The organism is Faecalibacterium sp. An121, assembly GCF_002160915.1.
GTDB classification, from domain to species: domain Bacteria; phylum Bacillota; class Clostridia; order Oscillospirales; family Ruminococcaceae; genus Faecalibacterium; species Faecalibacterium avium.
In genome coordinates, this window is sequence record NZ_NFLM01000022.1 from 31,830 (window position 1) to 40,728 (window position 8,899).

An 8,899-nucleotide genomic window follows, 5' to 3' on the forward strand; every position below is an offset into this window, starting at 1 on the left:
GTGTTTGCGGTTACAATCCCCGGGAGCGAATTGATAATCTTTTGTGACCGCCAAAGGGGCAAAACCTGAACAAAGCAGCCAAATTGTCAAAAGGAGTTTCGGGCCGCGGGCGGCTGGACGCATCGTGTACTTTTCTTTGGGGATGCAGTGTGCTACAATAAAGCAACGACCATACAGAAAGGGGCGCTGCATATGCCTGCACCGGCCAGCCGTGTGCTGCATCTGGCGCTGCCCGGCCGGATCGACCTGGCCCAGGCGGCGCGGTATCTTGGGGCCAGAGGGGAGCCGGACGCGGCCACCCTGGCCCTGCTGGAACGATGGGCCCCGCCGCTTTTGGCGGCGGCCGACCCCCGGGGGGTGTACCTGCAGGGGGACAAGGAGGCCCTTGCGTTCCTGTGGCAGGGACAGGATGTGCAGCGCCACCTGGCCGGCTGCACCCAGGCGGTGCTGCTGGCGGTGACCCTGGGGGCGGGGGTGGACGCCCAGATCCGCCGGGCCGGGGTGGGGGATGTGGCCGCCCAGGCCGCCACGGACGCATTGGCCAGCGCCCTTGCCGAGCAGGTGTGCGACGAGGCCGAAGCCCGGCTGCGGGCTGAGGCCCAAAGCCAGGGGCTGTACCTCACCGGGCGGTATTCGCCGGGGTATGGGGACTGGCCCATCGCGGTGCAGCCCCGGCTGGCGGCTGTCCTGGATACCCCGCGCCGGATCGGCCTGTACGTCACCGATACGTTTCTGATGCTGCCCCGCAAGAGCGTGACGGCTGTGCTGGGGGCCGGCCGTGCGCCGGTGTCCGGGCAGAGGGCCGGCTGCGCCCACTGTGCGCTGCGGGACAAATGCGAATACCGAAAGAGAGGCGAGAGCTGTGAAAGCTAGAGAGATCCTGCGCACCCATCAGACCATCCTGCTGGACGGGGCCATGGGCACCATGCTGCAAGCGGCGGGCCTGCCCCTGGGGGCCAAGCCCGAGGCGCTGAACATCGAGGACCCGGCCCTGATCCAGTCCATCCATCGTGCGTATGCGGAGGCGGGCAGCCGCATCCTCTGCGCCAACACCTTTGGCGCGTCGGCCCACAAACTGGCGGGCAGCGGCTATACAGTGGAGCAGACGGTTCAGGCGGGCATCCGGTGCGCCCGGCAGGCCGCCGCGCCCCATGGCGCCCTGGTGGCCCTGGACATAGGCCCTCTGGGGGAGCTGCTGGAACCTGCCGGCACCCTCCCCTTTGAGGAAGCGGTGGACGCCTTTGCCCGGATCGTGCAGGCGGGGGAGGCCGCCGGGGCCGATCTGGTGCTGCTGGAGACCTTCACCGACCTGTATGAGCTGAAAGCCGCCCTGCTGGCCTGCAAGGAGAACAGCAGCCTGCCGGTGCTGGCCAGCATGAGCTTTGAGGCAGGGGGCCGCACCTTTACCGGGTGCACGGTGGGCAGCTTTGCGGCCACGGCCCGGGGGTTGGGGGCGGACGGCCTTGGCATCAACTGCAGCCTGGGCCCCAAGGAGATCTGCCCCATGGCCCGGACCCTCTGCCAGGCGGTGCCGGGGGACTACCCGGTCTTTATCAAGCCCAACGCGGGTCTGCCTCGCGCGGACGGCAGCGGCTACGACATCACCCCCCAGCTGTTCGCCCACCAGATGATGCCCTACCGGGACCTGGGCCTGTTTGCGGCGGGCGGCTGCTGCGGCACCACCCCCGACTTCATCCGGGCGCTGCACAAGGTCTTTGACGGCTGCCTCACCGGACGGCCTGCCCATCCCATGGCATCGGTGCTGTGCAGCCCGGTGCAGCGGGTGGAAGTGGACGGCATCACGGTGGTGGGTGAGCGGATCAACCCCACTGGCAAAAAGCGGTTCCAGCAGGCCCTGCGGGAAGGAGACGTGGACTATGTGCTGGCCCAGGGCATCAGCCAGGCCGAGGCCGGGGCCGCCGTGCTGGACGTCAATGTGGGCGCCCCGGGCGTGGATGAGCCCGCCATGATGGAACGGGTGGTCAAGGCCCTGCAAAGTGTGGTGTCCCTGCCCTTGCAGCTGGACTCCTCCAACCCCGAGGCCCTGGCCCGGGGCCTGCGGGTCTGCAACGGCAAGCCCATCGTCAACTCGGTCAACGGGGAACAGGCGGTGCTGGACCGGCTGCTGCCCCTGTGCAAAAAGTACGGCGCGGCTGTGGTGGGCCTGACCATGGACGAACAGGGCATCCCCAGGACGGCAGAAGGCCGTGTGGCCATTGCGCGCCGCATCCGGGACGCCGCCCTGGATGCCGGCATCCCCCGGGAGGATATCTACATCGACTGTTTGACCCTCACCGCCAGCGCCCAGCAGGAGGACGTCCTGGCCACCCTGGAGGCCCTGGCCGCCTGCAAGCGGGAGCTGGGGGTGCGCACGGTGCTGGGGGTGTCCAACATCAGCTTTGGGCTGCCCTGCCGCCCCTATCTGAACACCACCTTCCTGACCATGGCCATGTACGCCGGACTGGATCTGGCCATCATGAACCCCGCCAGCGAGGAAATGATGGGGGCAGTGTATGCATACGATGTACTGACCTGCCGTGACCCCCAGAGCGCCCGGTATATCGCCCGGTACGCGGGGCGGGCCATGCCGGCGGCTGCCCAGCCTGCCGCCCTGCCGTCCCGGGAAGCCCCGGACCAGCCGGAAGGGCCGTATGGTCCGCTGATCCGGGCGGTGGAGCAGGGGCTGAAAGGGGAGGCCGGGGCCCACACCCGGGCCCTGCTGGACAGCTGCGCCCCGCTGGACCTGGTGGACCACGCCCTGATCCCCGCCCTGGATACGGTGGGCGCCCGGTACGAAAAGGGCACGTTGTTCCTGCCGCAGCTGCTGCAGTCGGCCAGCGCGGCCCAGGCTGCGTTTGAGGAGATCAAGGCGGCGGTGGCAAAGCAGGGGACCCCCGGTCAGAGCAAGGGCAAGATCGTGCTGGCCACCGTCAAGGGGGATGTCCACGACATCGGCAAGAACATCGTCAAGGTGATTTTGGAAAATTACGGCTTCGATGTGCTGGACCTGGGGCGGGACGTGCCGCCCGAGACCGTGGTGGACGCGGTGCGCCGCACCGGCGCCAGACTGGTGGGCCTGTCCGCCCTGATGACCACCACCCTCCAGAGCATGGCCGACACCATCGCCGCCCTCCATCGGGCGGGTCTGGACTGCAAGGTGATGGTGGGGGGCGCGGTGCTGACCGAGAGCTACGCCATGCAGATCGGCGCCGACTGGTATGCCAAAGATGCCAAGCGCTCGGCCGACATCGCCAAAGAGTTCTACCAGGTCCGGTAAGGACGGATGTTTGCAAACTGTTCAAAAAGTCCACAAAAAGCTGCCACAAATGTGCAGTATACTAAGGGTGCAGTCGGGGGAGCGAACAGACTTCCCCCTCCTATGCGGACTGCTGTTGCAGGCAGCTCCCGGAAACCCTACCGCCGCACTGCTCCGCGGGAGCCTCAGGCGGCGGCTCCGACATCCTACTGTTCCCCCGCCCATGCCAGGCAATCGCCGGGCGGCGGACAGACTACATACCCTCTCCCCTGCGCGGGAGTTTTGATAGAGGACAGCCCCGGAAACGGGGCTGTTTTTTGTCTCCCCAGTTTTAGGGAGTGTTGGGGGAAGAATATGGGGCGGTTTGCACATTGTGCTCCCCGGCGGGCTGTGATACAATAACCGCTGTGCGGCCCGCATGGGGCCGCCTGGCAGGATATTGTGAAAAAAGAAGGGATCTGTTGTGCGTTATTTGCGGCAGTTTTTGTGGATCATCGGCTTTACCCTGGCAGGGGAGGCTTTGCACGCCTGGGTTCCGCTGCCGGTGCCCGCGGCGGTGTGGGGGCTGGTGCTCCTGTTCGTTGCCCTGGAGAGCGGCAAACTCCGGCTGGACTCGGTGCAGCAGTGCGGACAGTTCATGCTGGGACTGATGCCCCTGCTGTTCATCGCGCCGGCGGTGGGCCTCATCGACAGCTGGCCCATGCTGGCCCGGGTGTGGCCCGTCGTGCTGGCCATCATCCTGGCTTCCACCCTGGTGGTGTTCGGGGTCAGCGGCTGGGTCACCCAGCGCCTGCTGGACCGGGCCGACCGCAGCCGGAAGGAGGGTCTCGATGGGTGAGTTCCTTTCGGGGTCGGCGCTGTTCGCCATCCTCCTGACCTTCGGGGCCTATGAGCTGGGACGGCTGTTCCAGCAAAAGACCGGTGTGGCCCTGTTCAACCCCATCCTGGTGGCGGCGGTGCTGACGGGGGCGGTCCTGGCTGCGGCCGGCGTGCCCAACCAGGTGTACCAGCAGCACTGCGAGGTCTTTTCCTGGCTGCTGACCCCCGCCACCGTCTGTCTGGCCATCCCGCTGCACGCCCAGTTCAGCCGGCTGCGCCATGACCTGCCCGCCATTTTGGCGGGAGTGGGAGCGGGCACGCTGGTCAGCCTGGGCTTTGTCTGGGCCATGGCCCGTCTGTGCCGCCTGGATGCGGTGCTCACCGCCTCCCTGCTGCCCAAAAGCATCACCACCGCCATGGGGATCGTGGTCAGCCAGGCCGGCGGCGGCGAGCCCGCCATCACCACCGCGGCCATCATCCTCACCGGCATCCTGGGCAGCATCTTTGGCCCCTGGCTGTGCAAACTGCTGCGCCTGACCTGGCCTGCGGCCCAGGGTGCGGCCTTCGGCACCTCGGCCCATGTCATCGGCACCGCCAAGGCCGCCGAGTTCAGCCAGACCTGCGAGGCAGTCAGCAGCCTGTCTTTGGTGTTCGCGGGCATCCTGACCGCCGTGCTGTGCCCCCTGCTGCTGTAATGAGCGAGACGATACAAAACAGGCAGACGCATTTTGGTGCGTCTGCCTGTTTTTTGTGCTTCGGCCGTCAGTTTTCAAACCGGATATCAGGGCCGTTTTGCAGGGGATAGAGAGTCAGGGTGTCGCCGTCCAGGCCGTCGCTGGCCAGCCGCACCGCGGTGATGCGGCTGTTCCCATAGGTCTTGTAGTAGTATACGCCGGCGCCGGCGCTGATGCAGCAGGAATAGGTGGTGATATCCTCCCGGCCTTCCGGAGTCACCACGCTGCCCCGCACCATGGCCACCCCCTCCAGCAGATGGAAGAACTGGACCACCCGTTCCTCCTCCGACCCGGGGTCGGGGCTGTTCAGCTTGAGGAAGGCCGCCTTGACATAGCGGGAGGCGGGGGAAAAGTCGCCGGGCAGGCCCACCGCGCCCATCCCCTGGCCAAAGGGGGGAAGGGACAGCCCGGGAGCCATCCGATTTTCCGCAGGCCGGGGGCTGAGCCCCTGGTATTGGCAGAGGTTGGCCCGATGGAAGGGGAAGGGCGGGTTGTTGGTCAGCACCCCTGCCGGATCGTCGTAGAGAAAGACCCCTTCCCGGGTGGCCTCCAGAACCAGAGCCCCGGTCGGGTCGGCAATGTGCCAGTGGAGCGGGGACAGGGGCAGTCCCGGGGCAAAGGGAACGCCCAAAGGCCGGAACCGGGCCAGCCGGGCTCTGGCCTGTTCCAGGGTGGCGCAGCTGCCCAGCACCCAGGGGATCAGCTCGTAGGGGGCTACGGCGTCGCAGTCTGCGGGTGGGTCGGGGTCATACCAGGCGTTGCCCGGGAAGTTCAGCCCCGCCATATACAGCCCCTTTTCGTTCATGGCTTCGGCGTAGAGGGGACAGCCCCCGGTCACATGGGCCATCCCGATGAGGGCCAGATGGCGCTCCATGGCGGGCTGACGGTGGAACCGCAGCGGATACCGCCGCGGCGTGACCGCCACCTGCTCCCCAAAAGAATATTCCAGGTCCAGGTTGCGGCCAAAGTAACCGCCGCCCTGCTGCATGGCAATGCTGGTACACATAGAAGATCCTCCTTTCCGGCCCGGGACGGGATGCGGCCTGCCCGGACGGTGTAAGGCGTCTGTGAAAACTCCGCCCTACGGCTCCATTCTGCCCAAAAGCTCCACCTGCTGCGCTGCATCGGACGATTTTGGGCCAATGGCGCAGCAGGTTCGCATTCTCAGATCCAGTATACCACCGACGGCCTGCGTCTACAACATACAGCCTTGTGCGGGAGCAAAAAGGCCCGGCATCCGGACGCGCTCTGGCAAAAACTCCAAAAACCAGTGCTGAAAATCGGTGGATTTGTCATTGCACCGGCAGGCGGATGGGTGTATTATAAAAACAGAAGAAGCTTGGATACAACGCGCGCCCGCGCGTGCCCACACCGGCGCCAGCCAGCGCCGCATCAAGGAGGAATGCACAATGGCACTTCATGTTCTGGACGAGGCCAACCGCTGCCTTGGCTGCAAAAAGCCCATGTGTCAGGAGGGCTGCCCCATCCGCACCAACATCCCGGAGGTGGTCCGTCTGCTGAAGGCCGGCGAGATGGACAAGGCCGGCCGGATGCTGTTTGAGAACAACCCCCTGACCACCGTGTGCAGCCTGGTCTGCGACCACGAAAAGCAGTGCGAGGGCCACTGCATCCGCAACCGGATGCCCAGCCATGACCCGGTGCACTTCTCGGTGATCGAAAATTATATCTCCACCACCTACGCCAACAAAATGGTGGCGGGCCCGGCGCCCAAAAACGGGATGCGGGCGGCCATCATCGGGTCGGGGCCGGCGGGCCTGACCATTGCGGTGCTGCTGGCCCGCTGGGGCTATGACATCACCATCTTTGAGGCCCGGGACAAGATCGGCGGGGTGATGCGCTACGGCATCCCCAACTACCGTCTGCCCGACAGTGTGCTGGATGACTTCCAGTACCGCCATCTGGAGCTGAAGGACATCAAGGTGCGCACCAATACCGAGATCGGCCGCACATTGACCATCGACGACCTGTTCCGGGACGGCTACAAGAGCGTGTTCATCGGCGCCGGCCTGTGGAAAGCCAACGCCATGCACATCAAGGGCGAGAGCCTGGGCAACGCGGTGTTCGGCATCGACTACCTGGCCAACAGCAAGGCGTTCCGGCTGGGAGACAACATTGCCGTCATCGGGGTGGGCAACTCGGCCATGGACTGCGCCCGCACGGCCATCCGCAACGGCGCCCGGCACGTCACCTGCTATGCCCGCCGGGATGAGAGCTGCATCAGCGCATCGGCCTATGAGGTCAGCTATGCCAAGCTGGAGGGCGTGGGCTTCCGGTTCTGCAAGGCGCCGGTGGAGATCCGCCCCGACGGCCTGATCTGCAAGGACACCGCCAAGCAGGAGGACGGCCGCTTTGTGCAGGTGGAGGGCAGCGAACGGTTCTACCCCCATACCGGCGTCATCATCTCGGTCAGCCAGGGGTCGGAGTCCAGCCTGATCCAGACCACCACCGGCATCGACACCAACCAGAAGGGCCTGCTGACGGTGGACCACGACGGCCGCACCACCCGTCCCGGCGTGTTTGCGGGCGGCGACGCGGTGAAGGGCGCCCGCACCGTGGTGGAAGCGGTGGCCATGGCCAAGGATGTGGCGGTAGCGATGGACGAATACATGAAGAGCCTGCCGGCCGACGACACCCCCGATCCCTATGCCGACATCCCCACCTTTGACACCCCTACCTCCGACGTGCTGGGGGAGCAGGAGCTGAAAGTCTGACACCTTGACCCGCCCCGGCTTTTTTGCTACAATAAGAGGCACAGCCTGTCCCGCTCGGGCTGAACGATGTATACCGAACCCCGCGCCTGCTTTTGGCGGGCGCGGGGCTTTTTTATTCGCGAGCGGCATCCGGCGGCCTGCTGCCGGGTATGCTGCTCTGGGGTGTATCTGAGAAGGCAAGGGCGCATGGGCGCCGCAGATGGCGTTTTCGGACACGCCCGGAAGGAGGTGCCTTATGATCTGCCGCAGTGAAAAAGTCCGTCTGGCCCTGACCGCCCTGGCCCTGCTGGGGGGCAATGCGCTTTACTCTTTGGTGGTGGCAGTCTTTCTGGAGCCGTCGGGCCTGATCACCGGAGGGGCCACCGGCATTGCACTGGCCGTCAACCGGCTGGCCGGGCTGCCGGTGTCCGGTGTGATGCTGGTCATCAATGTGGCCATGCTGCTGGTGGGCTGGGCGCTGCTGGGACGGCGTTTTGCCCTGTCCACGCTGGCCAGCAGCTTTTTGTCCCCCCTGACCCTGGCGCTGTGGGAGCGGCTGCTGGCGGGCTATGTCCTGACCCAGGATCTGCTGCTCTGCGCGCTGTTTGCCGGGGTGGGCATTGGCACGGCCCTGGGTATGGTGATCCGGGTAGGCGGCTCCACCGGCGGTATGGATATCCCGCCCCTGGTGCTGCAAAAATATTTCCGGCTGCCGGTGCCGATTACCATGAGCGTGATGGATCTGATGATCCTGCTGGCCCAGGCGGTGTCCAGCCCCAAGGAACAGGTGCTGTACGGCATCGTCCTGGTGTTCGTCTACACCGTCGTGCTGGATAAGGTGATCCTGATGGGCCGGCATCGGGTGGAGGTCAAGATCATCAGCGCCCACACCGACGAACTGCGGTCGATGATCCTGTCCGAGGTGGACCGGGGGGTCACCCTGCTGCAAGGGGAGGGCGGATATCTGCGCCAGCCCTGCCAGCTTCTGATGACGGTGATCTCCAGCCGGGAGCTGCCCCGCCTGGAACGGCTGGTCCATGCCATCGACCCGGCCTGTTTCATGGTGGTCAGCGAAGCCAGCGAGGTGCACGGCCGCGGCTTCACCCTGGCCGACGACGGCCCCGCCCCCAGGGACGGCCGATGAGATCGACCCTTCACGACACAAAAAGCGCACGCGAAAGCGTGCGCTTTTTTGCTGCCTCCAGATCCCCGGCGCCCAAAGTTAGGGAATGCGAACTAAAGAAAATAAAGAAAAATGGGCAAAAATGAAAATTGGGTCTTGACACCGGGGGGGGGTATGTTATGATAGGCACACAAAGGAAAGGACCTTCCTTTGAACCTGTTTTGGGTCTCTATCTTTTATACACCATAAGGAGGAA

General features: G+C 65.4%; 7 protein-coding genes. 6 read left to right on the forward strand and 1 reads right to left on the reverse strand.

The genetic code is table 11. The features are described 5' to 3' along the window. Positions 1-192 precede the first annotated feature (192 nt). The 4 genes from B5E66_RS10805 to B5E66_RS10820 all read left to right on the forward strand — a co-directional run bounded on the left by B5E66_RS10805 (position 193) and on the right by B5E66_RS10820 (position 4,770). Positions 193-873, forward strand: a complete 681-nt coding sequence (locus tag B5E66_RS10805) for a vitamin B12 dependent-methionine synthase activation domain-containing protein (protein WP_087232792.1) — start codon at positions 193-195, stop codon at positions 871-873. A gap of 43 nt (positions 874-916) precedes the next feature. After that, on the forward strand, positions 917-3,277 hold the full coding sequence (locus B5E66_RS10810; protein ID WP_087232825.1) for a homocysteine S-methyltransferase family protein: 2,361 nt from the start codon (positions 917-919) through the stop codon (positions 3,275-3,277). A gap of 442 nt (positions 3,278-3,719) precedes the next feature. Continuing rightward, positions 3,720-4,094: a CidA/LrgA family protein gene (locus tag B5E66_RS10815; protein ID WP_087232796.1), complete on the forward strand. Its 375-nt coding sequence runs from the start codon at positions 3,720-3,722 to the stop codon at positions 4,092-4,094. Next, positions 4,087-4,770, forward strand: a complete 684-nt coding sequence (locus tag B5E66_RS10820; protein WP_087232799.1) for an LrgB family protein — start codon at positions 4,087-4,089, stop codon at positions 4,768-4,770. Before B5E66_RS10815 ends, B5E66_RS10820 begins: the two co-directional genes overlap by 8 nt. A 67-nt stretch (positions 4,771-4,837) precedes the next feature. On the opposite strand, the gene bsh is transcribed toward B5E66_RS10820, so the two are convergent. Continuing rightward, entirely contained in the window at positions 4,838-5,815 is a 978-nt protein-coding gene (bsh, locus tag B5E66_RS10825) for a choloylglycine hydrolase (protein ID WP_087232802.1), read from the reverse strand. A 403-nt stretch (positions 5,816-6,218) separates the two neighbouring features. On the opposite strand from bsh, the gene B5E66_RS10830 reads away from it, so the two are divergent. Beyond that, the gene (locus B5E66_RS10830) at positions 6,219-7,541 is read left to right on the forward strand and encodes an NAD(P)-dependent oxidoreductase (protein ID WP_087232805.1); all 1,323 of its coding nucleotides are present in this window, start codon (positions 6,219-6,221) and stop codon (positions 7,539-7,541) included. Between the two features lie 235 nt (positions 7,542-7,776). Next, positions 7,777-8,664, forward strand: coding sequence for a YitT family protein (locus B5E66_RS10835; protein WP_087232808.1), 888 nt, complete (start codon positions 7,777-7,779; stop codon positions 8,662-8,664). Positions 8,665-8,899 lie beyond the last annotated feature (235 nt).